A 25,437-nucleotide genomic window follows, 5' to 3' on the forward strand; every position below is an offset into this window, starting at 1 on the left:
TGAATAAGACGTCTCAGATTCGTTAGCCTGAAAGCGCGAAAGGCTGAAACCAACTGGGTTACTACTCTATACTCTATTAATCAGATACAAAAAGAATCCCCCTTTCATTCCTCAACCGAAATGAGTGGGGGATTCGTCATGCAATGAGAAAGCCGAAATTAAAATAGAAGAAAAGCATCGTTTGGAGAGTTTGACTAGAGCATGAGTAATGATCAAGTAGATCTTACGTAGAGCTGCTTATAGCCAAATTATACCTACTTGCAGCCGACGCTCTATTTAGACATCTGCCTTATACAGCGGGATCAAAATCATAAATTCAGTTCCTGAGCCTACCTGACTTCGTACAGTAATTTTCCCACCATACGACTCCACAATCGAGCGGGTAATGGCTAGACCGAGGCCTGCGCCACCTTGTTTGCGCGAACGAGAACTGCTTGTGCGGTAAAATCGCTCAAAGATATGGGGCAGATGTTCAGGTTCAATGCCTGTGCCGTTATCTTTTACTGACAATTCAGCCTTATGGTGCGTGGCATACAACGTTATGGAGATGGCTCCATGCTCTGGATCGGTGTGCTGCACCGCATTATGGAACAGATTCAACACCACCTGTTTCACCTTGTAAGCGTCAGCCAGTACATATACTTCAGCCGTCAAATCGAGATGAATGGATCTTTGCTGAGCCATCATGGCAAGTTGTGGCTGCATTTCAAGCAGCAGACTGTCCAGCTGAATGACCTCCCGCTCCTGCTTTGGAGCCTGATCGAGCTTGGTTAGTAACAGCAAATCTTCAACCAGCTTGTTAATTCGTACGGATTCACCGTGCATGCTGTCCAGCGCTTTATACAATTGATCTTGATTGGTCGCTGCACCCCGCTGTAGAACTTCAATGAAACCGTGAATGGAGGTGAGCGGGGTACGAAGCTCATGAGAAGCATCAGACAAGAAACGCTGCATCTGCTCTTTCGATTCCCGCTCCGCTTCAAACGAATTCTCCAGTCTTTCAAGCATGCCATTAAATGAAACTGCGAGCTGATCCACTTCTTCTTGTCCCTGAACGACGGGAAGCCGTTCTGCGAGGCTGCCTGCGTCGATCTGCTGTACTTTATTCACCATGTTGGACAGGGGAACCAGCGTCCGGCGTAATACCTTGGTGTATAGAATCAGACCGGCTACCATGGCCAACAGCGATAACATGATGAAGATCAGGAGCTGTTTAATAATCAAGTCTCTCAGTGGCTTTGTAGCCGTGCCCATCTGCACCATTGGTAAACCACGATTGCGTGGACCGGGTGAAGCAAATACAATCAATTGCTCATTCCCTTGGCTATCCGTGACGATCCGATAGGGAATGTGTTTTTGTTCTTTCAACTCATCTGTAATGTCCTGATATTCAACGGTTGATAGTTGAGGGGCTTTCAGACCGTCTTCCCCAAAAACATCCTCGAACGTACCTTGGTTATCAAACAGGGCTAGTGAACGGTCAGGAATAAACAACACCCGATTACCAGACCCGTTTCCTACCTGTCCACCAAAAGGATTGTTGGAAGAGCCGTTACGTGACTGGATACCGAGCCAAACCGGGGGCATGGACATGAGCTGTTCTTCCATGGTTTTTGCCTGATTCCGGTAGAGAAAGCTTTCCATGATCCAGAATTGCAGAATACCGATTAACAATAACAGCCCAGCAAGCACGAACAGAGAACGTGAGAGCAATTGAGAACGTAATGAACGAGGCCATATCCAGTGGTGGAGACGTCTTATACGAAGTTTATTTTTCTTAGGCAGCGAGTTCATCAGAGATCCACCCTGTACCCGACACCCCGAAGCGTACGAATGAGTTTATGCTCTTTATCCCCGAGTTTGTCGCGCAAGGAACGAACGTAAACCTCCACAATATTTTCTTCCCCGCCAAAATCATACCCCCAAACCCGGCTCAGAATGGTCGCTTTGCTAAGTACAATTCCATGATTAAGCACAATAAATTTTAACAGTTCGTATTCGGTAGGAGATAACTCCAAGACCTGATTCTGATAGGTGATTTCTTTGCGCTGATCATCAATTCGGAAGGGACCGTGTGTGACGGCTCCTATTAATAAAGGAAATTGATTCCGCAGTCTGGCCTGAATCCGGGCGAGCAGCTCATCAAAGGCAAAGGGTTTGATCATGTAATCATCAGCACCTAGCCAAAGGCCCTTAACCCGATTCTCGACTTCGTCCTTCGCTGTCAGCATAATTACGCCAACCTCGGCACCGGTCTTACGTAGACGCTCGACCACTTCGAATCCATCCATCTCTGGCATCATGACATCCAGAATAGCCATATGTGGCTTGAATTCAAGCGCCAACTCAAGCGCAGCGGCTCCATCGGGTGCGGTGCGCACATCAAAGCCCTCATTGCTTAATCCAAGCTCTAGAAATTGTAAAATATGTGGTTCATCATCAGCCAATAGTATTTTAATTCCGCTGCTAAGCTTCATAATGTGCTTTCTCTCCTTGCCCGTTTCATCTAGACTTCTCCCTCACTTCGGAGGGACTGTATGTAGTATTATCGCTTGCCAAACTGAAATTTAGCTGAAAGGATTGTGAATTATCCTCAGACAACATTCAGCGGGCACTCATCCCAGCTTTATTTTGGCATGTCACAATACTAGACATGAAGAACTTTGAAGGAGTGATTAACATTGAATAACATCAAAAGAAGGATGGATCTTGTCCTTCTGCCGATTGTATTACTGGCGGCATTTCTGAATGGGTACGGCATCTGGAACGATCAATATGCCAATTCCTATTATACGACTGCCGTTGGGAGTATGCTCAGCAACTTCCATAACTTTTTCTATGCTTCACTCGACTCGGCAGGCTCGGTCACTGTAGATAAACCACCTGTTGTCTTCTGGATCCAGACGGCCTTTGCCTATGTCTTCGGATTGCACGGATGGAGCGTTATTTTGCCGCAGGTATTAGCGGGAATCGGTTCGGTGCTCCTGATCTATTTCATGGTGAAACCTACATATGGTCTTGCAGCAGCACGAATCTCGGCACTTGTGCTGGCGACTGTGCCTGTCGTGGCGGCAGTCAGCCGGACCAACAATATTGACAGCATGTTGGTGTTTACACTACTGCTGGGTTCATGGTTTTTGTTCAAAGGTAGCAAACAAGGCAGTACTTGGCGCATTCTGGTTGCTTTTGGGTTAATAGGCGTAGCCTTTAATATGAAAATGCTTCAAGCCTACATGATTCTCCCGGCTTTTTACTTGTTCTATCTGCTCGCATTTCAGGCGAAATGGAGAAGGAAGATCATCCTGCTGATCGGCAGCACGGCGGTTCTGGCGGTCGTTTCTTTATCCTGGGCGGTCACAGTGGATTCTATCCCCGAAGACGAGCGGCCTTATATCGGCAGCAGTGAGACAAACTCAGTCATGGAACTCGCCTTTGGATACAATGGACTGGCTCGCCTAACGGGTCAGCAGAATACTGCAGGTAACGCAGGTATGCCAAATGGTATGGGACAGGGAAATAATCGTGGCAATCGAGGAGACTTGTCTTCAGGTCCTAATCAGACAGACAGTGGTGTTCCTGGCGCTGGGCAAGATGTCAATGCACCGGATAACGATAATATGAATGGTTCGAACGGCTTGAACGCCATGGGTGGCATGAATGGTTCGAATGGCAATTTCCCGAACAGGCAGATGCCAAATGATATGGAAATGCCAAACGGAAGAGATTTCGGCGGAGGCATGGGCGGAATGTTTGGTACGGGGGAGAAAGGTCCTCTGCGTCTGTTCCAGACTGAACTGTCAGGCCAAGCTAGCTGGCTTCTGCCAGTTGTGCTGCTTGGATGCATTGCCATATTTGCAGGATTAAGACGGAGAAATATAACCAACAAGCACAAGGAAGCCTTGTTCTGGCTGACCTGGCTGCTTCCCGTTGCTGCCTTTTTCAGTGTAGCAGGTTTCTTCCATCAGTATTATCTGATTATGCTTGCACCTCCAATTGCGGCGCTGACTGGCGCAGGATTTGTAGCGATGTGGAAATCATATCGTGATCGCAATGGCTGGCAGGCATGGTTGCTTCCGGTGTCCGTGCTGCTGACGACCCTGTTTGGCTGGTATATCATGCAGGCGTATAACGATACGATTGGTGCAGGCTGGTCCATTAGTGAATTGATCGCAGGCATTCTGGTCACGGTCATCCTTGTCGGTATGCTTCATCGCACACATCGATGGAAACAGGGCTTTATTATCGCAGGATTCATGGCGATGCTGATCGGTCCAATCTACTGGGCATTCACCCCAATTACTTATGGTGGCAACAGCATGATTCCGGCAGCAGGACCTACTGGCTCCAATGGTATGTTTGGTGGAGCAGGAATGAGCATGCCGATGGGTAAGGGTGCAGGAGACACAGAAATGCCTGCAATTGGTGGCCGTGGCGGAATGGGTAATCGTAACGAAGAAGTGGATACAGCTACACTGAATTATCTGAAAGAGCACAATACAGGCGAAACGTATCTCTTCGCCACTACGGACTATAATCAGGCAGCACCTTATATCATCGATGAAAGAGCAGGGGTCATTACACTTGGAGGTTTCTCCGGCTCAGACCCGGTGTACACAACAGAGGAACTTGAGCAACTTGTCAAGAGCGGGCAAGTGAAATACTTCATGGTTGGTGGCATGGGTGGACGTGGAGGGAACTCGGATATTAGCGATTGGATCAAGGAACACGGAACCGAGATTCCAACGTCAGAATGGAAGACAGGTACCGACAGCGGATCCATGGATAACGGTGACACGGAGAATGAAGCTGGACTTGGATTTGGATTCGGGTTCGGATTTGGCGGACAGACCACCTTGTACGAAGTGAAATTGTAGCTATATAAATTGAACTTATCATTTACACGATAACGGAGAGGACAGAAAAAACCTGAAAAAGCGAAGCGTTCGCCTTTATCTCCGGATTTTCCCTTAGGAAAAGGGAATCAAAAAAATCTGGGGATAACAGCGATTGGAAGGTTGGTCTGTCATCGAAGTGTACAGTGTAAATATTCTTTAGTTCAATTTGTATAGAATAAAAATCTCGAACGAAGTCCATTGGAAAAGGGAGGGGACAAACATGGCTCACGCGTACCGATACAGCATTATTATTCCCATGTATAACGAAGAAGCGGTGATCGAGGAGACTTATCGGCGTCTGAAGAAGGTCATGGGCAGCACAGGAGAGAGTTATGAACTGTTGTTTGTTAATGATGGCAGCGTGGATCGAAGTGCACAGATGATCCGTGATTACGCCCGTTGGGACGAGAGTGTGAAGCTGATAGATTTTGCCCGTAACTTCGGACATCAAATTGCGATAACAGCTGGTATGGATTATGCAGTGGGGGATGCGGTGGTTATTATTGATGCGGATCTGCAGGACCCTCCCGAACTGATACTGGATATGATCGCCAAATGGAAAGAGGGCTATGAAGTCATATATGCCCGTCGCACCAGACGAAGTGGGGAAACTCGCTTTAAGAAATGGTCGGCGAGTCTGTTCTATCGTGTACTTCGTGCTTCAACGGATACGGATATCCCGGTAGACACCGGAGATTTTCGCCTGATTGACCGCAAAGTATGTGATGAGATGAAACGTCTTCCGGAGAAAAACCGATTTGTGCGGGGGTTGGTCAGTTGGGTCGGATTTCGTCAGACTGCGATTGAATATGAACGTGATGAACGTCTGGCAGGTGAAACAAAATATCCGCTGAAACGCATGTTGAAACTAAGCCTGGACGGCATTACTTCATTTTCGTATAAACCGCTCAAGCTCGCAGGTTATGTAGGTGCGATCCTGTCGGTTGGTGGATTCATCTATATGTTAACGGTTATTATTTCGGCCATCTTTACGGATTCAACGATTAAGGGATGGCCATCCATTGTGAGTATCATGCTGATCTTTAACGGATTCATCCTGATCATGCTGGGCATTCTGGGCGAGTACGTGGGCCGCATCTATGATGAGACCAAGGCGCGTCCGCTATACATTGTGAGAGATGTGGTGCAGGCCGAGGGCCAGCAAGCAAAATCCCAATTGACAGTCCGAGTTGCTCATCATGACTAAGCGTCTGGTGACACTCTTCAAGTTCGGTATTGTGGGTGTTGCAAATACGACAGTGGATGCGGTGGTGTTTGCTTTACTTGCGGTGGTCGGTGTACCGGTTCTGATGGCTCAAGTAATCTCGTACAGCTGCGGTGTTGCGAACAGTTATTGGCTGAACGGCAGGTGGACTTTTCGAGATACGGCACGAGGAGGTGGCGATAGAGCGAAACTTATTCGTTTTCTAATCACTAATCTTATCGTTCTCGCGTTATCCGCTCTCATACTGATGACTTTGCAAGATATGCTGGGTTGGAGTCTCGTGATGAGTAAAATCCTGGCGACCTTGATGGGGATGGTTCTGAACTATATGGCCAGCAGATATTGGGTGTTTCGTATCGCTACTTAGCTGCCCACAGCGTGCAATATTGGTTATAAGAAGCAAATGAAAGGAGTCTATTATGATATGCGAATTAAAAAAGCAGTTATTCCGGCAGCGGGTCTCGGAACCCGTTTCCTGCCAGCGACCAAAGCACAGCCTAAAGAGATGTTACCGATTGTAGACAAACCGGCTATCCAATACATTGTTGAAGAAGCAGTGCAATCAGGAATTGAGAATATCCTCATTGTGACTGGACGCAACAAAAAATCCATAGAGGACCATTTTGATAAATCGGTTGAACTTGAACACTCTTTATATGCCAAGGGCAAACAGTCTTTACTGGAAGAGGTGCAGGCCATCAGCGAGATGGCAAATATTCATTTTATTCGTCAAAAGGAACCACTGGGTCTGGGGCATGCCATTGGGTGTGCACGGCAATTTGTAGGGGATGATGCCTTCGCTGTACTGCTGGGAGATGACATAATGGTGTCTGATCCGCCTGCACTTGCACAGATGGTTCATCTCTACGAAAAGACAGGCAACCAGATCATTGGTGTTCGTCAGGTAGACGCGGCAAATGTGAGCAAATATGGCATCATTGATTCGAATGGTGCAGAGGACCGGGTTCACCGGGTCACCAATCTGGTCGAAAAACCTTCTCTTGCAGAAGCGCCATCCCGAACAGCCGTAATGGGACGATACATTCTGAAACCTTCCATCTTTCCTATTCTGGATCAGATCGAGAGAGGTGCTGGAGGGGAATATCAGTTAACGGATGCTTTGAAAGAAGTAAGTCAGGTGGAGGAACTGTTGGCCCTTGAACTGGAGGGGCGTCGCTACGATATAGGCGATCAATTCGGATATATTCAGGCGATCTTGGAGATCGGACTGATGCGCAAGGAATTACAGCCCATGCTGACACCCTATCTTCAGAAGCTTGCAACTCAGTGGGCATAGGAATTGATATGCAGCAGAGGTTTAGATCTGCTGTAGGACGGGTTCTCCTCCGTACCGTGGTTCTGTCATAGGCTCTAGTGTTGTACAATTATTCCAGTAAAGCTACAATTAGCAAGAAGTTCAAGTTGCTCTTTGAGGAGTGAGGAATCATGAATGAATCTATCATCAGGGACCTTATTAAGTATATGGACGTGGAGGACAACGCCGCCATTCAGTACATTCAGACCGAGCATCGGATGAAACTGGGACTCTTTTGGGGAATACCGGAAGGCAGCCGGGTTCTGGAAATCGGTTGTGGTCAGGGAGATACAACGGCCGTGCTTGCACATCTGGTGGGGGAGCACGGGTACGTTCATGGTGTAGATATTGCACCAGAGGATTATGGTGCACCGCTGACCGTAGGCGAAGCGGCAGCCAAGCTGCGGAGATCTCCACTGGGTGATCGAATTCGAATGGATTATGATTTCGACATTCTAAGTGATCAGGCTCAATTCGCCGAGAATGAGTTTGATGTTATCGTACTTTCCCATTGTTCTTGGTACTTGAAATCGTTTGCCGAACTCGCTGAGATTCTTAGCAAGGTTAGGACGTGGGGACATCAGTTATGTTTTGCAGAATGGGATGCCCGAGTTACAGATGTGAGCCAGCTCTCACATTGGTTATCCGTTCTGATTCAGTCCCAGGTCGAATGTTACAAGGAGAACAGCTTCTCCAATGTGCGCACGCTCTTTACACCGGAGGACATCCAAGAGCTTGTCTCTGCGGCAGGCTGGACGATTAAGGAAGAGAATTCGATCCATTCTCCCGAGCTGCAGGACGGTCGTTGGGAAACCGAAATGACACTGGCAGAAGCGCCTGTGGAACTGAAACTGCTTCCGATCCCGGACAAAGTAAAGACACTTCTTCTTTCCGAACTGAAACTACTTAGGACACATCATGCCACAAGGCCTGGGAGCCCACTGGGAACGTATGCGATGGTTGCCAAAAAGCAGTAAAGAAATAGCTATTTGTAGTATGTTATAATAAAAATGTCTATCGACGTACTTTTCACAGAAGACAGACCGTTTAGCTGAAGTTTTTCTTGCGATAATTGAATAGTTCAGCTCCGCTGGAAACATATAAATTCCATGATCTAAAAAAATGTGTTTACTTCATCACAGTAATTTTGATATTATAATCGCAATATCAAATGCGACGAAGAGACGAGTAGATAAAAATCATTCTTTCAAAGAGAGCTCCGGCAGCTGAAAAGGAGTAAAGAACTTTTTATTGAATAAAGACTCAGAGCAGCACATCGGAACTTAATGTTTAGGGGATGGTGTGACAGGAGCTCCTGTTACAGAGCTAGAGTATGAACGGTCTACAGCTTTCAACATGGTTGTAAACCTTTACTTGAAGAGGCGGATATGGTGACATATTGGCGAATCTGGGTGGTACCACGAGAGTTCAATCTCGTCCCTGAGACTATTGTCTTGGGGATGGGATTTTTTGGTTTTTCCGGGCTGTGACTACACGCTTTGGAATTGCCTGAATAGTGTTAATTAGGAAGTCAATTTCATAATACGTTGTTTTTAGTGAGTTATGAAATTGATTTGAAGAGAAGAATCACTTAAACCGAAAGGAAATGATGATTGAATGTCAGCAAAATTGAAAGTTGGTATCGTCGGAGGAACAGGAATGGTGGGTCAGCGTTTTGTGGACCTGCTCGATCAACATCCATGGTTTGAAGTAACAGCTATTTCTGCAAGCGCCAATTCGGCAGGTAAAACATATGAAGAATCCGTACAAGGCAGATGGAAACTCGCAGTTCCTATTCCGGAAGCTGTGAAGAAAATCGTTGTTCAGGATGCTTCCCAGGTTGAGGCTTTTGCCAGCCAGGTTGATTTTATTTTCTGCGCGGTTGATATGAAAAAGAATGAAATTCAAGCACTCGAAGAAGCTTATGCTAGAACAGGCACACCTGTCGTGTCCAACAACTCGGCTCACCGCTGGACAGCAGATGTTCCAATGGTAATCCCTGAGATTAACCCGGGACATCTGGACGTGATTGAAGCTCAACGCAAACGTCTGGGCACAAAAACCGGATTCATTGCTGTAAAGCCAAACTGCTCGATTCAGAGCTATGTGCCTGCACTGCACGCCTTGCGTGAGTTCAACCCGACTCAGGTCGTGGCTTCCACGTATCAAGCAATCTCCGGAGCAGGTAAAAACTTTACGGACTGGCCTGATATGCTTGATAATGTCATTCCATACATCGGTGGCGAAGAAGAGAAGAGTGAGCAGGAACCACTACGAATCTGGGGTAGCATCGAAAATAATGAGATCGTCAAAGCATCGGCTCCATTAATTACAACCCAATGTATTCGTGTACCGGTAACGGATGGACATCTGGCGACCGTGTTTGTAAACTTCGAGAAAAAACCAAGCAAAGACGAAATTCTGGAGCGTTGGTTGCAGTTCAAAGGCCGTCCACAAGAGCTGGCTCTGCCAAGCGCACCGAAACAATTCATTACGTATTTTGAAGAAGAAAACAGACCACAGACTAAACTTGATCGTGACATCGAACGCGGAATGGGTGTCTCCACAGGCCGACTGCGCGAAGATTCACTCTATGATTACAAATTCGTTGGATTGTCCCACAACACGCTCCGCGGAGCGGCAGGTGGCGCGGTTCTGATCGCAGAACTGCTTAAAGCTGAAGGATATATTCAACCGAAATAACCATAAAGGCATCATGAGCAACAGATTTCTGAACAGGATATTTCATGAAAAACCATCACTTGTTGATGGTTTTTTTGTATTGTGAACAGGGACCAGAAAATGGGCAGGAATAGATTAAAGAGATTCCAGTAGAGGGTTATAGTGGCGAAAAACGCCGACAATGTTGTCGGCGTTTTTTACTCAGGCTCATTTAGATATACATAATGTAAGAAATAGCCTATATGTTTAGAACATACGTGAGCTATATCATGTGAAGTTTAAGATACTATGCTAGTTTGCTACTTCATAGCAGCTGCTGGGCACTGAGCCGAAACCTCGGCTTCAGGAAGACTGCGACTTTTTAAACGGGATGCAGGACAACTCCCTTCTTCGTCACGCTTGGTTTCCCAATTGACCGGGTTGGTCATATCCGGGATGCGCTGCTCCAAAATGGCCTGATATTGACGTGCTTTCTCTTCCAAATGGGCTACGCGGCTCTTGGCCTCTTCAAGCTGAATCAGCGCCGCTTCCTTATACTCCATCATAAGTGCGAATCGCTGCGAAACGGTTGAATCACCTTCGAGGCAGAGATCGACGTATGTTTTAATATTTTCAATCGGTAAACCTGTCTGCTTGAGGCATTTGACGCCATTTAGCCAATTGATGGATTCTTCATCAAACACCCGAATATTATTTTTATTGCGTTGAATGCTCGGAACCAAGCCTTTATCCGTGTAAAAGCGAACAGCGTGCTCTGTGAGTCCCGTAAGCTGGGCAGCATCCTGGACAGTATACATATGTACTCCTCCTTCTAAAAAAATATTGGAGACCGCTTGACTTCGTGTAAGACGAAGGAGCTAGGGTTATTGTAACGCAAGTCGGCCGGAAGTGGAATCCTCGCTTTGTTGCTGAATTTCAGGAATACGTGACCACTTGCGATTCACAATTGGACCATAGGAGGAATTGAATATGCAAACTGTAACCTTGAACAATGGAGTGAAAATGCCGATTATTGGCTTTGGTGTCTACCAGGTTCCCGATGCTGATGAATGTGAGAACACTGTATATGAGGCGCTGAAGGCCGGTTACCGCCTAATTGATACCGCTGCCGGTTACCTAAACGAAGAAGCGGTTGGACGTGCAATTAAACGCAGTGGCATAGCGCGGGAAGAACTTTTCATCACGACAAAGCTTTGGATTCAGGATGCAGGATACGAAAGTGCCAAGCGGGCGTTTGCCAAATCGTTAAGTAAGCTGCAACTCGATTATCTGGATATGTACCTTATTCACATGCCGTTTGGTGATTACTACGGCGCATGGCGTGCGATGGAAGAATTATACCGTGAGGGCAAGATCAGGGCTATCGGTGTCAGTAACTTCCTACCTGACCGCCTGATGGACCTCATCGTCCACAACGAAGTTGTGCCTGTCATTAATCAGATCGAAACGCATCCGTTTCAACAGCAGGTCGACAGCGCTGTTTTCATGAAAGAACAGGGGATACAGCACCAGTCATGGTCCCCGTTCGCCGAAGGTCGCAACAATTTATTCAGCAACGAAGTCTTGGTTTCCATTGCCGAGAAACATAACAAATCCGTCGCCCAGGTTGTACTGCGCTGGCTTGTGCAGCGGGATGTTGTTGTTATTCCAAAATCAGTACGCAAAGAGCGGCTTATCGAGAACTTCGATATTTTCGACTTTGTACTAAGCCCGGAAGAGATTGCAACCATTTCCACACTGGATACCAAGGAAAGTCTATTCATGAAGATTGATAATCCTGAAGTTGCCAAGATGCTGGGCAATATGAAAGTGGATTTGTAGCCAAGAACTGATTGCTAGGTTTACGAAACGTAGCATTATCGTAGCACTTGTAGTAATAAAAGTAATCCAATGCAAAACGCCGACAATCATGTCGGCGTTTTTTAATCATCCAATATTTTGTTAGGCAGCGGATGTCTTATCCGACTTTTGCAGAAGCTGCGATCGACGACCGAGCAGATAACCTGTCAGGGAAGCAAGCATCTGCTGGAATACCATGCCTAGAACAACCGGGACAGCAACAGGCGGCGGAAAATAAGAAACAGCCAGTACTGCGCCAGCGCTGATATTACGCATACCTCCATTGAACACCAGAGCGACCTGATCGGCCTCGTTCCAGCCTAGCAATCGGGCGATGAAGTAACTTAGCGCATAACCGAATGATGCCAGGAAAATAATGATGACCGCAAGACCAGCCAACTTCCAGTTGAAATCAGCCAAGTAGGGCGCAACGACAGATCCGTTAATCGCAACGACAGATGCCATGAACAATTTGGATAACGGATTCAACCTTGGTCCCCAGACCGGGACAATACCGCCTTTGGTCCACTCATTCAGCAACATACCGAGCAGGGATGGTACAACAATCATCCAGAACAGACTGCTCATCATGGCTGCTGTGTCCAGTGTGACACTGGTTCCGATTAACAGGGATAACACCCCGGGGACTACAAAAGGAGCAAGCATGGTATCAATCAGGATGATGGATAGCGTAAGTGCGATATTGCCCCGATAGATACTGACCCAGATGAAGCTGCTTATTCCTGTCGGAATCACGGCTGCCAGAACAAGGCCCGTTATGGTGTACGCATCTGTAGGGAAAACCAGATGACCCATACCGAGAGCAATTAGAGGCATCGCCAAATGCAAAATAAACAGACATACAAACAGGGGGAACGGCTTCTTCAGCACGTTCACAAAATCCCGTATCCCAAGACTGATACTTCCAGCGAACGTCATGAACGCAAAAAGCCAAGGAGATAAAAAGGTATAAGAAGAAAGAAAACTCCCGCATAACACGCCAATAATAATGCTGATTGGGGTAATCAGTGGCATGATGCGGTTCAAGCGTTGGTTCAAGGCCTGAAGCATAATCATGACATCCCTTTACCGTGTGATTTTACTATTATACATCTTAATAACGTTGGCTGCAGACCCATTTGCAATGAAGCAGTCTGAACAGGTATCATGGACTTGGAACAAGGATTCCGATTAGGAGAAGGGGAGATGATCATGTTCATAAGAAAAAGAAAGCACACATTAATGATGACAGGCCTTATTGCATCAAGTATTCTGCTGATTTCGGCCTGTTCTGTCGTGGAACAAGCTAATCAAAGTTTAAATTATGTGAGTGGGGCTACTGATTATATAGAACAGGTATCAAACGCCGGAGCTGATCTGCAAGAGCTTGCATCGGGTGCGGTGAATAATCCGGAGGTTACAACGCAGATTCAGGAGAAAATCGATCTGATCCAAGCAGAGGCAAGCGAATTTTCTCAGTTGACTGCTCCTGCAATAGGAGAGAGCATTCATGAGAATCTGGTTAGTTACAATACTCAATTAACAGAAGTTGTGGACAATTTCGAGAATACAATTGCAGAGCAAGGTTTTACGGCAGAGAATTGGGAGAAGACAGGCATTCCTGAACTGATCACCAACATCAATAATTTGAAAGATCCGCTTAGCGGACTTCAGGGTGAATAAATTGAATTGATCTTACCACATTAAGACAATCCAGTTTGGAATCGAATACTTGAGAAGGGCGAGATATCGGAATGATTGAATTACCGTTATGCTCGCTTTTTTATTTTCCCAAAACTCATGCATATTTAATATCACAGGAGCTAGACTATATCATGTAAATAGGAGATGTATATGACATTTATCTCTTATTTATGTGAAGATGATCTATGGTTTGACAAGGTTGGGACAGAGGCGTATGATAAGTATATAAGTTAATAAAATATAGTTACTTACTATAAGTATTGAACTGCACCTAAAACTATTTTGCCAAAGGAGAGCTGAGTTATGACTCAACACAATGGAAAAGTAATCATTATTACAGGCGGAGCCAGTGGTATTGGTAAAGAAACAGCACTTCAACTTTCGGATCAAGGTGCGACTATTGTTGTCGCTGACTATAATGAAGACGGAGCGAAGAAGCTTGCGGCAGAGATTGAAGCAGCAGGCGGAACAGCGGGCTCGTACAAAGTGGATGTATCCAAAGGGGACGAGATCAAAGCCCTGATCGACTGGACCGTAGAGCAATATGGTACGTTAAGCGGTATTTTCAATAACGCAGGCATTGGACTTGTGAAGCCATTTCTGGAGATGGACCCGGAATCCTATCACAGAGTCATTGATGTAGATCAGCATAGTGTATATTATGGTATGTATTATGGTGCGAAAAAAATGGTTGAATTGAACGTACAGGGTACCATTGTAAATACAGCTTCGATCTATGGAAGCGTTGCTGCAGTAGGTAGCTTCAACTACAACGCAGCCAAGGCTGCTGTTGTTATGATGTCCAAATCCGGTGCATTGGAACTAGCTGAGCATGGAATTCGTGTAGTTGGTGTAGCACCTGGTTTTATCGAAACACCGATTCTGGGTGATGACCAAGCCATGAAGGATGCGCTTGCTACTCAACATATGCGTGGAGAACTCATTCAACCAGAGAAAGTAGCCAGTGTGGTTACATTCCTGTTCAGTGATGCAGCAAGCGCAGTGAACGGGACAACCGTAGCCGTAGATGATGGATTCCTCAGCTTCAAAACCAAATAAGTTCCCTTTTATAATTAAGGCAACTTATATCAAAAAACAGAAAAAAACGGTGCAGAACGATTTATTCGTTTTGCACCGTTTTTGTATTTTCATTATAAAGTAATCATGGCATATGAGATGGAAATAAGTTTGTCGAATCATCCCGAAATTTCAGAGATCGTGATACAATTAGCAAGGTTGTATCTTTTTATCATTTTGTGGTGTGTCATATACAATTCGAACTCCGAGAGAGCCATAACTCTCTTCTTTGTAATGACATTGAGAACAAGTTTTGGTTGAACATAACGCATCGTTATGAACTTGTAATTTTTCATTGCACTGTGGACATTTATTTTCAAAAAGAGTCTTCAACACGTTAAACATGCTTAATCACTCATTTCGGATTAATTTACTTGGTTTTTATTATAACGGATAATATTCGCTGTGTATAGCACTTTTGAGTGGTGTCGAAATGATATTTATATAGCACGAAAGGAAGCGCATAACCGATGGATCTTCTGCTTTTTGTCATCATGTTTATACTGGGTCTGGTCGGTTCATTCTTCTCCGGTTTGTTGGGTATTGGTGGGGCCATTATCAATTATCCGCTACTGTTATATGTTCCATCCTGGATGGGATTGGAGCCGTTCTCATCACATCAGGTATCGTCGATTAGTATGTTTCAGGTGTTTTTCGCTTCACTTGCTGGTGTGATTGCATTCCGCAGAAAAGTAAAAACGGGTAGAAGTGGTGGGGCAATCGTTCACCGAGGTTTGGTGCTATACATGGGCTCCAGCATTCTTGCTGGCAGTCTGATCGGCGGGTTCATATCCGGTCATCTGGACGGAAGGGTTATTAATCTGATCTATGGCATTCTGGCGATCATGGCGATTGTGCTTATGCTGATTCCCGGAAAGGGAAAGCTTGATACCTCAGCTCCATTGGTGTTTAACCGATGGATTGCAGCAGGCACTGCTTTTGCAGTAGGTATTGTATCAGGAATTGTTGGTGCGGGGGGTGCCTTTATCCTTATTCCCATCATGCTGACGATTCTCAACATCCCCGTACGAACAACGATTGCTTCTTCACTGGCGATTGTATTTATCTCCGCCATTGGCGGTGTTATTGGGAAAATTACGGGCGGAGATATTCCAATGGAACCCATCATCTATACGGTGATCGGCAGTCTGCTCGGGGCATCCCTTGGTTCACGGGTTAGTTCGATGATTAATGTGAGGGTACTTCGATATGCATTAATCGTACTTATCGCCATCACAGCGGTTAAAGTCTGGTCATCCATTCTGTAAAATCACGTATATGGGAATGAACAATGACGATTTCGTAACCAAACGGTTGGATCGCCGTATAAAGGTTATGAACATGAGCTGAAGCGTTGGATAGACGATCAAATGAGTTCAGTTTTCGTCCATGGAGCACCTCATCTCCTTTCATGGATACATGTTTAACATTAATAGAATTTGAGGTATCCACCCTATGAATAACGTACTTACAGAACAGGCTGATGCAGGATATCGGCTAGCTGAGCAGAAAGCATCTCAGTATTTTACTTCTCTTAGGCAGCAACTTATGGATAATACGTATACAACAGCACTTACCCAAGATATTCATGTGTGGCAAAAGAAACATATTCATCGTTTTGCCTGGCTTTCTCTTTTATCACCTAGCAAAAGAAAACCGGATCCTCGGGATGTTCATAGATATATCCACTGGCTGAATACGACAGGAAAGCTGGATGATTACCTGGATCGGAGTATCTCCTATATTTATATGCGAGATCTGGGGCAAGCCCTTGATTCTCCGGGCACGCAGGCCCGAATTCAGAACGTTGTCCAGAATACCAAAAAATATTTTATGGGCTCAGCTACTGGGCGAAAAGGACAGCCTGATTATATCAGTCTGGCTGCGTTGTACCGGTGGGGACAGAAGGAGCACATTGAAACGGCTGTCATCTGGGTGATGAACAAATTAAAGAATGTAGCATCCAACATCCCGAAGGAGCTGGATGCAGAGCAGGCGCAACGGAAGCTCATCAAGATCATTCTTGGCGTGGTCCTTCATGTGGACGATGAGATGAATGAGCAGACACCACCTGAAGAACGTGCCCGGAGATTTGATGCGGCGATCCGACTTGGTTATTCGTACGGTTTGACGTATCCATTTGTGGATGATCTGCTGGATTCTCAAGCTTTGACTGTTCAAGAAAAAGAACAATATTCCCTGATGATACGCGATGCACTTCTTACCGGGGTCGTACCTGATCTGGGAGATTGGAAAGGCAGCAATCTTGAAGTAATTGAATATGTACATTCCGAGCTTCGGGAAGCATTTGAGTACATCAAGAACTACCAGCATCCAGAGAAACAGCGCACGTTTTTAGAGCAATCCTATGTGTTCTTTCAGTCTCAGGAGATCGATCGCAACAAGAAATTAGCCAATGCGAATTATAGCAATGAAGAATTGTATATTCCGATTATTATCAAATCTTCTTCTTCCCGATTAATCGTCCGGTCTGTTCTAAGTGCACCGGTGGATGAAGGATTTGATCTGCGAACGTTCTATTACGGGATATATAATCAGTTGGCTGATGATTTTGCCGATATGTTTGACGATATGGAAGAAGGGGCAGTAACTCCATATACTTACTATTTGAAGTATCGAGATTTGCGTCCCGACTTGATCAATCCATATGAATTGTATTGGGCAGTCATCTCTCATCTAATCCATGATGTATATAACTCGGACGCCAAGACCCGTGAGGTCATACTGGATCGTGCCATTAACGGTCTGAAGCGTTGTAAAGAACGGTTGGGGCAGCAAAAATATGATGAAGTGATGACGATCTTTGCCTCTGGGCAGCCTGAATTCAATCAACTGGTTCAACAGATGGTGCGAAAAGCAGATGACGTTGATTTCCTTGATAAATTGTTACGGGATCAGGTTGTGCTTCAATTGAAAAATGACAAGCAGGAAAAAGAGGAGTTCAAACAGACCATTCGAACGGTTCGCGAACAGATTAATGTGGAGTTGCAGATTGCGAAGCCCGGTGGCCTTCATGAGATGAAAGAAACACTGATCGATGCGGCCAATTACAGTTTGCAGGGAGACGGAAAAAGGCTACGTCCGATATTAACTTGGGTTATGGGCGTGCGCGAGTATGGTCTTCATGAATCATCCATCGTTCCGCTGCTAAGATCATTGGAGTACATGCATACTGCTTCCCTGATCTTTGATGATCTGCCTACGCAGGATAATGCTTCGACAAGACGTGGACGTTCAACGCTGCACCATGTGCACAATAGTGCCACAGCAGAGCTAACCGGTCTATTTCTTATCCAGAAGGCGATTGGAGAGCAATCCTCATTGGATCGTTTTGATGCGGCGACCGTGCTCAGACTCATCCAGTATTCGGCTGAAAAAGCAGAGGATATGTGTATGGGGCAGGCCATGGATCTGAATTCCAAAGGCAAGGCATTGACGCTGGAACAGTTGAACATGATCTGTTTTTACAAAACTGGCATTGCCTTCGAAGCTGCCCTGGTCATGCCAGCGATACTTGCCCAAGTGAAGGAACCGGAGATGGCTGCGCTGAAAAAGTTCGCTTATCATGCGGGGATCGCCTTCCAGATCAAGGACGACTTGCTGGATTTCGAGGGAAATCACCTCATTCTTGGGAAACCTGCAGGTCAGGATGAGCGGAACAACAATTCAACCTTTGTGTCTATTCTGAGTGATGAAGGCGCGAAGAAAGCGATGTGGGAGCATTATTGTCTTGCTACAGATGCATTGAACGAGATGCCGAAACCTATTCCATTTTTGAGACATTTATTGGATTATCTTATTGGTCGCGAGCGCTAACCCATTTTTCTAATGATTCCGTGTTGCATATGACTCATAATGATATATAATGACAAAGTTCGGGATTCCATGTGGATGGATTCCGGGCCTTGTTTGGTTTAAAGACACAAATCTCTTAAAAAGATTTGTTTCAACGGTTGAAATTCTGGGTATTAAGCAGGTACTGTTGTTTTAAAACTGACTAATTTTTATAGAACATCTTATATCAGTAAAAACTTTAGATTTCGACAAACTTTATATGGAGTCTATGCCAAAAGGAGAACTTACAATGCAGGTTCAAAAGGTCGATCATCACGAATTGTTCGAGCAGATATATAACCAAGCGCCTATTGGGATTGCACTCGTTGCTCCAACAGGGCAATGGATGAAAGTGAACCCTGCTTTTTGTTGTATGCTAGGTTATACAAGTGATGAATTAATGGATCTCACGTATCAGGATATTACACATCCGGATGATTTCTCACAAGATATAATCTGTAGTTATGAGCTATTTGAAGGTAAATCAAAAGAAAATCAATACGAAAAACGTTACATTAATAAAAATGGTGACATCTTATGGTGTTCAATACATGTTTCCTTGGTTCGAAGCGAAATTACGGATGAACCTCTTTATTCCGTTTGCCATATTGTTGATATTTCCAATCGTAAACTGTCTGAACAAAAACTTCTCCATCGTGAAGAAATGTTCAAACTTATTACGGATCATGCTCAGGAGATCATCTATATTGCCGATGGAGAAGGAGTTTGTCGGTTCTGCTCACCGTCAGTCCAACAAATATTAGGTTATTCCCCGGAAGAAGTCATTGGCCAAAACAATAATGCTTCCTTTCACCCACAAGATCTGGAACGGATCTCACAGATGGATTTGACTAAAGGTAATCTGTTGAATATTAGAGTCCGCCATAAAGACGGGCATTATCTTTGGTTTGAAACCACATACAAGGTCTTTGGTGATGCAGAGCATGAACAGCAGATTTTTACAATTGGACGAGATATATCAGAGCGAAAAAAACAAAAGGATATCAGTGCAGAGGCTGAACGTATCGCCTTGATTGGTAGTTGGGAATGGGATATGGTCTTAGACCATATTACATTTTCAGATCAGATCTTTGAGATTTTTGAACTTGAACACACCTGCAAACCATATCGGATAAGTGATGTTTTTGATGTTATGGATGCCGAAGATATAACCTCTTTACAAAAACATATTGCAGGGGTAAAACAGGGTGAACCGCTCGATTTTGAATACAAACACATCAGCTCTGATGGAAATGAGAAGTATCTTCACTTGCGTGGATTAATTACGCTTGATGAGCATGGTCAGCCAGTTCAGCTGAACGGAACACTACAGGATATCACTGAACGCAAACGCATCGAATTTAAATTGCAGGAATCTGTGGAGCGATACACTTCGCTTAAGAAATACAATCATGACGCCATTATCTCGTTTAACATGGATGGTAATATTATGAATGCAAATCCAGTAGCGGTGAAAATGACGGGTTGTCCCGTGGCTGAAATGATCGGTACAAGTATAAGCAGATTTATCGGAGCCAGTAATCTGGGTCTGATTCTGGGCAGTGATTATGAGATGGCTGAAAAGGAGATCAACGCTGTTCGGCACACGGATGGATCTGAGACAGAAGTCTTGGCTACGCTTGCTCCAATCATTATTAATACATCCAATGTCGGGTTTTACCTGATTGCGAAGGATATTACGGAGCAGAAAAAACTGCTGGTAGCCAAAGAGACAGCGGAGAGAATGAATAAGGCCAAAAGTGAATTTTTGGCGATGATGAGTCATGAAATCCGCACACCTATGAACGGTGTAATTGGGATGACGGATTTGCTTTTGGATACTCCTGGACTTAGCGGGGAACAAAAGGAATATATCGAAATCATCCAGAAGAGTGGAGATTCCTTGCTGGCCATCATTAATGATATTCTGGATTTTTCCAAAATCGAATCAGGGAAAACCGATCTGGTAGAAGATCCTTTTGATCTCGTAGAGATCGTGACCGAGACGGTGCAAATTGTAAAACCACTGGCTCGTGAAAAGAAGCTGGATGTTCGTATGTGCGTAGAAGATGTTATTCCAACTCCGGTGTATGGTGATGCTTATCGTCTTAAACAGGTACTTACCAATATCATCGGCAACGCGGTCAAATTCACTTCAGAAGGCGGCGTAGAAGTTAAAGTGGGAGTTAAGGAGCAGTGCGACAATAACGTGCAGCTTTATTTTCAGGTAAAAGATTCGGGCATTGGCATTCCGGCTGAGAGGAAACAACAGTTATTTGAACCTTTCTACCAACTGGAGAATTTTATGACCCGCAAACCTCAAGGTACCGGTCTTGGCCTTGCCATTAGCAAGAAACTGGTGGAGCTTATGCAGGGTGAGATCTGGATCGAGGAATCGGATGAACCGGGTACAATATTTATATTCACCGCCCAATTTAAATTAAATAACGGTGAAGAGAGCAACAGGTTGGATCAACAGCAGAAGAAGAGCAGAACATCAGCCTTGCGGATTTTAATTGCAGAAGACAATGAGGTGAATCAACTCGTCCTTAGCAGGATCGTTGAGAAAAAAGGGCACTTCGTGGATCATGTGGCGGACGGTGTTGAGGCAGTCGAGGCGGTCAAACACACTTCATATGATATTGTCTTCATGGATGTGCATATGCCAAGGCTTAATGGATTCGAAGCGACAAAAGCGATTAAAAATGCTTTGCACCCCGAGAGTTACCCATTCATTATTGCGGTAACTGCAAATGCCGTAAGAGGAGACATGGAAAACTGCTTGAAGGCAGGCATGGATGCGTATGTCAGCAAACCGATCAAAATTGAGTCCATTATGCAAGCATTGGAGAGCTATTACATCAAAAATAATCTCTGAGCGTCCCAAAAATGGATTCATGAGCAAAAAAAAGCTGCTAGCTTATCTAAATAGGCTAGCAGCTTTTTTATGCACAAATCTCTAAGGATTTTTGATCCACAGTTTGGAGATGTCCAGATAACCGAATTCTGCGATCTGCATGCCGAAGATGCTCTGATCCAGTTCAGCCTGCTTGTTCATGTGACAGCCATGCAAGATCCAGCAGTGATCACGTAGCAAGGCTTCAGCTTCATCCAGGAGCGCAGTACGTTCTGCCCGATGAAGCGTTGCAAAATGATCCAGTTTGTCATCCAATTGAGACTGGAATGCAGGAGACATACACATATGAAAATGGTTGGACAGGTTTTTGAAAAAATGAATCATGCCGTACTGCCAATCTTCCTCCAGTATCTCTTCAGCGAGGATCAATTGCGCGTTCATGGTCTCCTCTGAGTTGAAGTAATCCACAACGGCCTGCATGCTGATGTTCAGACCAATGTACGCTGCACGACGTTGGAACCACTCCGCAACGTCTGCATCCTTATTATGCTTATACGATAATGTTACCGTCTCACCCTGGTACCCACAGTTATGCAGTAAATCACGAGCATGCTCAAGAGAGGCAACGGTCCAGTCTTGGGCTGCACTTCTCCAAGGAAGGAAGCTGCTGGCCGGTGTGATCCGATTCCCACCGAGATCTCGGACAAGCGCGACCGAATCATAGACGATACGCAGGGCTTGGCGAAATAGGGGATGTTGATGGATGCCTTCCTTGTGAAAATTGAACAGCATATACTGACAACCCAGCGCCGGATAATTGATACTGTTGGTCTGATCACAGCCTGTTGCGAGACTCAATCGATCTGTACCCGGTAGCTCATAATAGCGATCATTCGGACTCAGGTCAGGCACAAACCAGAAATGGACTTGATCCAGATGTGGCCGGATGCCGTAGTACGCATCAAAAGCGGTAAGCTCCAGCACATCTGCATTCAGCTCAGAGATCTGAAAAGGACCGGTACCTATCAATGTATTGGCTACATTGTAATCGTAGGGCAGGATTGTCATCCGAATACAACTGAACAGATGCAAGAAAAACCGATTAGGACGATGTAGAACAAACTTGATGCAGTAATGCCCAGCTACTTCCGCTCGTTCAATATCCCGATACAACCAGATGGACGGACTATGCACATCAATCAATCGTTGCAACGTCGCTTGCACATCCCGGGACGTCATGATACGTCCGTTGTGGAAACGTACACCTTTGCGAAGATAGAAGGTCCATAAACGATGGTCCTCGCTACATTCCCACATGTGCGCCAGTGCTGGCAGGAATGATTCCGTCTTGACATCATAGGTGATCAATGTATTACAGACCTGGCTTAGCAGGTAGATTTCAAATGCAGTATAAACAAAGGCTGGGTCCAAATCACCTAACTGGCGTGACCTCATGATGCGCAGGATATCCTGACCTGAGGCAGTTTCATCGTGGCTGTGAAATCCCATCTGTTGATGAAGGGAGAGCATGAGCTGTTCTCGCAATGTATCATCCATCTGAACGGTTCCGATGAGTTCAATGGCATCTTTCATTTTGCCTTTACCCAAAAGCTCGGTAAAACTCGCTTCCAACGCTTCATTCATACTACGCAGCATCGTTAACTCCGAATGATGTCCCCGTCCACGACCGGGTTGCCAGTGGATGAAGCCTTGCTCCTCCAATTTTCTGAGAATGAATTTCACATTGCGGGGGGTGCAGCACAAGGCAGCGGACAGGTTATCGATCGTTACCGCTACAGGTTCATGAAGTTTGAATGAAAGTTGTTCGGCCCCGGCGAGCCTTATAAAGTGTGTATGCAGGGTATCCATGGTCATGACTCCTCTATTAAAGGTGAAAAGTGTGATCATATGTTTACACTTTTATTTCCCCCTTTTATCCTTACAATTATACATTAGAAGATGTAGTTCAAAAAGTCCGCTTTTGATTACGAAAGATGCCTAAAGACATCATCAGCATCGAATATGGAATTCAGCCGAAATGTCCGTTGCTCACGTAGTTTTCCCTACGCTCCGCGACTCCATTTCTAGCTTAATCCCATCTTCTCGGTACTGAAAACCGAACTTTTTGAACACGAATTAGTAGAGGTTGTTCAAAAAGTTCGCTTTTGAAGCACTTAGAAAGAATAGGAGAAGTTCGCATGAAGCAATATTTAAGACAAATTCACCCCTTGGCATGGACGATCATTATCGGAACCATGTTTGGACGGCTTGTGACGTCCATGAGTATCCCGTTTCTATCCATCTATCTGACACGTGTGTTAGATGCTACACCGACCCAGACCGGTGTTACTGTGGCTGTTAGCTCGCTGGCAGGTGTCATGGTCAGTTTTTATGGAGGTTATATTTCTGACCGGATCGGGCGCAAAATTGTGATGTTAATCTCGGTATTTAGCTGGGCAGGTGTGTTTTTTATTTTTTCAGCAGCAGAGCATCTATGGGTGTTTTTTGTTGCCAATACGTTAAACGGATTATGCCGCGCAGTATTTGAGCCCACCTCCAGAGCGCTGTTATCGGATATTACTTCTCCAGAGAACAAATTGCTGGTGTTCAACCTCAGATATGCTGCAATTAATCTCGGTGTAGTCTTTGGGCCAATTATCGGATTTCAGCTGGGATCATCTGAATCGACGTTTCCGTTTGTGATTTCCGGCTTGGTATACATAGCCTATGGACTTGTATTATTTCTGCAATTCAAGCTACAGCATGCCAATCTGCCAGAGCGTCATCAGGCAACCGCACCACGTTTGCGTGAAGCACTTATGACCACTGGTCGCGACCGGGTATTTCTGCCGGTATTGATTGGTACCACATTCTGTGTTCTGGGTTACGGGCACTTTAGTTCTACGTTGGCACAGTACTTGGCGAGAAGCCCAATCTTTGAGAATGGAAGCCAGATGTTCTCGTACATGCTTTCCCTGAATGCCGTAACGGTACTGATTATTCAGTATCCTCTTGTGAGAACCTTCCGAAACTTCCCACCGCTTGTTCCTCTGATTGTGGGTAACCTGCTGGTCGCAACCAGTCTGATGATGGTTGGAATCGCTGAAGGTGTACTCATGATGATGATGAGTGTCATACTATTTACCATTGGGGAAGTGTTGTTGTTCACCATGATGGATATGCTCATTGACCGGATTGCAAAGCCGGAATGGAAAGGGACGTATTTCGGGACTATCGGCTTCAATAATATCGGTAGTGTCATTGCTCCTGTCATGGGAGGTGTGTTATTAAGTCAATTTGGAGCGGAGAATGGACTCGCTGTCTTTCTACCGATTGCACTGACGACTGCCCTGGGAGTACCTTTTCTTCTGATCGCACATAGACGTCTTGTTGTTAGAGAAAAACAAACAGAGCCTACATCATTAAGTATGTAACAAGAATTGAAAAGTTTAATGGCATGAATTAAATAACAATTCAGTTAAAATTATCTTGACGGATGTTAGTCCAGCGAATACAATAAACAACAAATATGTGAAACGGGTGGGATGATGATTATGTTTATGCCTATACAGATTTCGAATCGATAACTGAATACGCATGAGCATAGTGACATTAATCCAATTTTTTGCAATGATCGCGTTGGGACAGTCATGTTTGTGCACCTCTGTCGTGGACGCTCATCATTATTGCGATACAGAGGAGATACGGGAAATGCTTTGCATTTCATTCGATCTCTTTTGGCTACAAGCTGTAGATGAACATTAGTTCATCTATGGCTTTTTTGCATGCATTCCACCAATCCGTTCACATGGAAAGGAGCGTTTGGAGCGTTATTTTATAAAAAACTAACTTGTTAAAAAGGAGAATGTACAATGGTCAACATATGTTCTACATATCAATTATGGGCGGGAAATTCCGATTTTAATGTCATTATGTATGACTCATCCTAGTGATCGCAAATTTGCTGTCGTTAAGATCATCAACAAAT

The 25,437-nt window shown here is 45.1% G+C and carries 18 protein-coding genes and 1 other annotated feature; of the genes, 13 read left to right on the top strand and 5 right to left on the bottom strand.

Features of this window, described 5'->3' with window-relative positions:
* Window positions 1–276: 276 nt before the first annotated feature.
* Together C161_RS13685 and C161_RS13690 are read right to left on the bottom strand one after the other, a co-directional pair.
* On the bottom strand, window positions 277–1,794 hold the full coding sequence (locus C161_RS13685) for a sensor histidine kinase (RefSeq protein ID WP_051449721.1): 1,518 nt from the start codon (window positions 1,792–1,794) through the stop codon (window positions 277–279).
* Window positions 1,794–2,477 (bottom strand): response regulator transcription factor, encoded by a 684-nt coding sequence (locus C161_RS13690; RefSeq protein ID WP_036670730.1) that lies wholly within the window; start codon window positions 2,475–2,477, stop codon window positions 1,794–1,796. Before C161_RS13690 ends, C161_RS13685 begins: the two co-directional genes overlap by 1 nt.
* Before the next feature lie 204 nt (window positions 2,478–2,681).
* Between C161_RS13690 and C161_RS13695 the strand changes: the two genes are divergently transcribed.
* From C161_RS13695 to asd, 6 genes are all read left to right on the top strand, one after another.
* Window positions 2,682–4,874: an ArnT family glycosyltransferase gene (locus tag C161_RS13695; RefSeq protein WP_084650164.1), complete on the top strand. Its 2,193-nt coding sequence runs from the start codon at window positions 2,682–2,684 to the stop codon at window positions 4,872–4,874.
* A gap of 241 nt (window positions 4,875–5,115) precedes the next feature.
* Window positions 5,116–6,102 (top strand): glycosyltransferase family 2 protein, encoded by a 987-nt coding sequence (locus C161_RS13700; RefSeq protein ID WP_036670731.1) that lies wholly within the window; start codon window positions 5,116–5,118, stop codon window positions 6,100–6,102.
* A complete protein-coding gene (locus C161_RS13705; RefSeq protein WP_036670733.1) occupies window positions 6,095–6,487 on the top strand; it encodes a GtrA family protein in 393 nt (130 codons plus the stop codon). The genes C161_RS13700 and C161_RS13705 overlap by 8 nt, the downstream gene beginning before the upstream one ends.
* A gap of 57 nt (window positions 6,488–6,544) precedes the next feature.
* On the top strand, window positions 6,545–7,417 hold the full coding sequence (galU, locus tag C161_RS13710) for a UTP--glucose-1-phosphate uridylyltransferase GalU (protein ID WP_036670734.1): 873 nt from the start codon (window positions 6,545–6,547) through the stop codon (window positions 7,415–7,417).
* A 149-nt stretch (window positions 7,418–7,566) separates the two neighbouring features.
* Window positions 7,567–8,412: a class I SAM-dependent methyltransferase gene (locus C161_RS13715; protein WP_036670735.1), complete on the top strand. Its 846-nt coding sequence runs from the start codon at window positions 7,567–7,569 to the stop codon at window positions 8,410–8,412.
* Between the two features lie 190 nt (window positions 8,413–8,602).
* Window positions 8,603–8,880, top strand: a binding site (T-box leader).
* A 172-nt stretch (window positions 8,881–9,052) separates the two neighbouring features.
* The gene (asd, locus tag C161_RS13720) at window positions 9,053–10,138 is read left to right on the top strand and encodes an aspartate-semialdehyde dehydrogenase (protein ID WP_017688716.1); all 1,086 of its coding nucleotides are present in this window, start codon (window positions 9,053–9,055) and stop codon (window positions 10,136–10,138) included.
* A gap of 278 nt (window positions 10,139–10,416) precedes the next feature.
* Here the strand turns inward: asd and C161_RS13725 are convergent, their stop codons facing one another.
* Window positions 10,417–10,914 (bottom strand): MerR family transcriptional regulator, encoded by a 498-nt coding sequence (locus C161_RS13725; protein WP_036670737.1) that lies wholly within the window; start codon window positions 10,912–10,914, stop codon window positions 10,417–10,419.
* Between the two features lie 172 nt (window positions 10,915–11,086).
* On the opposite strand from C161_RS13725, the gene C161_RS13730 reads away from it, so the two are divergent.
* Complete coding sequence (locus C161_RS13730; RefSeq protein WP_017688714.1) at window positions 11,087–11,938, top strand: aldo/keto reductase; 852 nt, start codon at window positions 11,087–11,089, stop codon at window positions 11,936–11,938.
* A 120-nt stretch (window positions 11,939–12,058) separates the two neighbouring features.
* Here C161_RS13730 and C161_RS13735 read toward each other — a convergent pair whose 3' ends face one another.
* Complete coding sequence (locus C161_RS13735) at window positions 12,059–13,027, bottom strand: bile acid:sodium symporter family protein (RefSeq protein WP_036670738.1); 969 nt, start codon at window positions 13,025–13,027, stop codon at window positions 12,059–12,061.
* 141 nt (window positions 13,028–13,168) lie between these two features.
* On the opposite strand from C161_RS13735, the gene C161_RS13740 reads away from it, so the two are divergent.
* The 5 genes from C161_RS13740 (at window position 13,169) to C161_RS13760 (ending at window position 21,470) form a co-directional block, all read left to right on the top strand.
* Window positions 13,169–13,639 (top strand): DUF6376 family protein, encoded by a 471-nt coding sequence (locus C161_RS13740; protein WP_156946112.1) that lies wholly within the window; start codon window positions 13,169–13,171, stop codon window positions 13,637–13,639.
* Window positions 13,640–13,963: 324 nt separating this feature from the next.
* Complete coding sequence (locus C161_RS13745) at window positions 13,964–14,719, top strand: SDR family NAD(P)-dependent oxidoreductase (RefSeq protein ID WP_036670740.1); 756 nt, start codon at window positions 13,964–13,966, stop codon at window positions 14,717–14,719.
* A gap of 488 nt (window positions 14,720–15,207) precedes the next feature.
* Window positions 15,208–16,005: a sulfite exporter TauE/SafE family protein gene (locus C161_RS13750; RefSeq protein ID WP_036670741.1), complete on the top strand. Its 798-nt coding sequence runs from the start codon at window positions 15,208–15,210 to the stop codon at window positions 16,003–16,005.
* 187 nt (window positions 16,006–16,192) lie between these two features.
* Window positions 16,193–18,574, top strand: a complete 2,382-nt coding sequence (locus C161_RS13755; RefSeq protein ID WP_036670742.1) for a polyprenyl synthetase family protein — start codon at window positions 16,193–16,195, stop codon at window positions 18,572–18,574.
* 268 nt (window positions 18,575–18,842) lie between these two features.
* On the top strand, window positions 18,843–21,470 hold the full coding sequence (locus C161_RS13760) for a PAS domain S-box protein (protein WP_036670743.1): 2,628 nt from the start codon (window positions 18,843–18,845) through the stop codon (window positions 21,468–21,470).
* An 81-nt stretch (window positions 21,471–21,551) separates the two neighbouring features.
* Here C161_RS13760 and C161_RS13765 read toward each other — a convergent pair whose 3' ends face one another.
* Window positions 21,552–23,318, bottom strand: coding sequence for an ABC transporter substrate-binding protein (locus C161_RS13765; RefSeq protein ID WP_036670744.1), 1,767 nt, complete (start codon window positions 23,316–23,318; stop codon window positions 21,552–21,554).
* A 329-nt stretch (window positions 23,319–23,647) separates the two neighbouring features.
* On the opposite strand from C161_RS13765, the gene C161_RS13770 reads away from it, so the two are divergent.
* Window positions 23,648–24,883 carry an MDR family MFS transporter gene (locus tag C161_RS13770; protein WP_036670745.1) on the top strand — a complete coding sequence of 412 codons (1,236 nt, stop codon included), beginning with the start codon at window positions 23,648–23,650 and terminating at the stop codon, window positions 24,881–24,883.
* The last annotated feature ends 554 nt before the right edge of the window (window positions 24,884–25,437 follow it).

Source organism: Paenibacillus sp. FSL R5-192 (genome assembly GCF_000517845.1).
In the GTDB taxonomy this organism is placed as follows: domain Bacteria; phylum Bacillota; class Bacilli; order Paenibacillales; family Paenibacillaceae; genus Paenibacillus; species Paenibacillus amylolyticus.